The 1,983-nt window shown below is 47.6% G+C and carries 2 protein-coding genes; both read left to right on the plus strand.

Annotation, left to right across the window (positions count from 1 at the left end; translation table 11 throughout):
• Positions 1–1,399: hypothetical protein (locus F2P45_RS34045; RefSeq protein WP_223164905.1), on the plus strand; the 1,399-nt coding region annotated here is incomplete at its 5' end.
• 1 nt (position 1,400) lies between these two features.
• Entirely contained in the window at positions 1,401–1,835 is a 435-nt protein-coding gene (locus F2P45_RS34050) for an Imm70 family immunity protein (RefSeq protein ID WP_166882633.1), read from the plus strand.
• The last annotated feature ends 148 nt before the right edge of the window (positions 1,836–1,983 follow it).

The raw sequence follows: 1,983 nt of genomic DNA on the forward strand, positions 1-1,983 counted from the left end.
CGGCCGAGCTGGAGGACCGGCCGAAACCCGCATGAACAGGGCGTTTGCGCGCGTTGGACTACGATTGCACGTCGGACCAAGTGCGTTCGGCAATGCGCTGGGGAGTAGCCTGAGCGACGAGATCAGTGATCGTGTGACGCAAGCGAGAGTTGCTGCTGCTCAGATGCAATCTGGGTTTGAAGATGCAGCTGCACAACGTTATGCTTATGATTTGGCTAACGCTATCGATAGTTCAAGATCTGATCTGTGGGCTATGAGTGCCGGTTTAGGTGAAAACGTCGGCGGACGTTTGCCCCCGTCTGGGAAACAAAAAGAAATCGAAGGGGAAGTCGCACTAATTAATCAAATAGTTGCTGATTCACGAGAGAAGTTTGCAAGTGATCTTGATGCGATCAGTGAAAGCGCACTTCCGGCAAGCACTTTTAGGAAAGCACCGTTTGCTAATTCAGATGGCAGTCGCCCCTTAGGACCTATAAGCACTGTGGGTGGATTCGATAGCCGTGGTAATAGTTTGAATGCTGCGCAATTCAATCTTGGTCGGAGTTGGTTTGGCGATGTGGTGGTGGGCGCGCCGATTAATCTTTTTGCGAATACAATTGAGTTAATAGGGAATAATCTTAATCTAAGTCTTACATTCCCAGGGGCTATTGATTACGTATCCTTTATGGATGGTTACAAGCAGCCTTATAGCACTAGTGCTGGACCATATGCTGAGTTTGGATTAGGACTAGGTTTAGGTGCGTTAGGATCGTTAGGGCGTGCTGGTAGTGCTAGTGCAGTAGCCGGGCGCATTGAAAGTGTAACTGAAAGTGTCGTAACTAATGCTACTATTTCCAGAAGAGTAACCACGACGAATGCTGGTGCTTATAGCCAACGATTTGGCGCACCCCTGGTCGAGGGTGAGTTTGGGTTCACTCCCACGTACACTCCTGGAACGGTACGTTTCTTAGGCGAAAGTGCTCCCTCGACTCCGGTAAGCTTTGGCTCTTTAGTGCCTCCAAATCGCCTTGCTCGCCCGACTTGGCGACAGTCGGAACTTGATCTTGAAGCAATGTATGGATCTCATGGTTACAGCGCTCAGGAATCCTTTTTGAACGGCGCGCGGGTGCCGCATGGAACGTTAGGCAGTACACGGCCAGATCTATATAAATCTGGTGAAGCTATTGATATGAAGAACTATAATTTAACGACTGCTTCTGGTCGTAGTTCGTTAGTATCTTCCGTGAGTGCCCAAGCAATTCATAGGGCAGCAAATTTACCTCTTGGTGATATTCAAAAAATTGTCCTTGATGTTCGTGGGCAAAATGTAAGTACTGTGGAGCTGAATAGGGTTGTGGGAAGAATTCAACAAAAAACGAATGGAATTTTAACGCCAGGTCAGATTCATTTTTGGAGGTAGTATGACAGTTGCACTTAAACAGGGTAGCGTTGTTACAGAAATAGGGCCTGGTGGCTTATTTCATTCATTGCTTTCTACAGTCGCAGTCCATCTTGAGGGGGGGCAATGGGGTTCGAGGTTTCCCCATATTATGAACGAGTTATACCAAGGAAGTTTGTCTGAAGCGAACGCAGATGAGGCGTACGGTGAAATGCAAAAAATTAAGACAGGCCTTTCCTCTTTGGGACCTGGTAATGTGGTTTGGGATATCGAAAATATTGCTAAAAATCCACCCTGGGGGAAAGACGTTGGGCCGCACGTTAAATCAATGGCGAACTATTATGTAACCACTACCGGTCGGAATCTTGTAGATGAGCTTTTAGATAACTTGGAGTCTCTCAAAGAATTTGGCGGCTCGCTTGATATAATTTCCTATGATGGCGTTCCTAAGTTTTAAAGTGACGGTGTCAGGTCTGTGACGGTGCCAGGTCTGACATTCGGACACAGCCTCATCAGCTATGTGCTAACCGATTGCTTCTGTAATGAATGAAAAAAGCCGTCCCCAACCCTGGCTATGCGCGTAGGGTGCGGGGTACGGCTCTTTT

The organism is Massilia mucilaginosa (assembly GCF_011682145.1).
GTDB classification, from domain to species: Bacteria; Pseudomonadota; Gammaproteobacteria; order Burkholderiales; family Burkholderiaceae_D; genus Telluria_A; species Telluria_A mucilaginosa.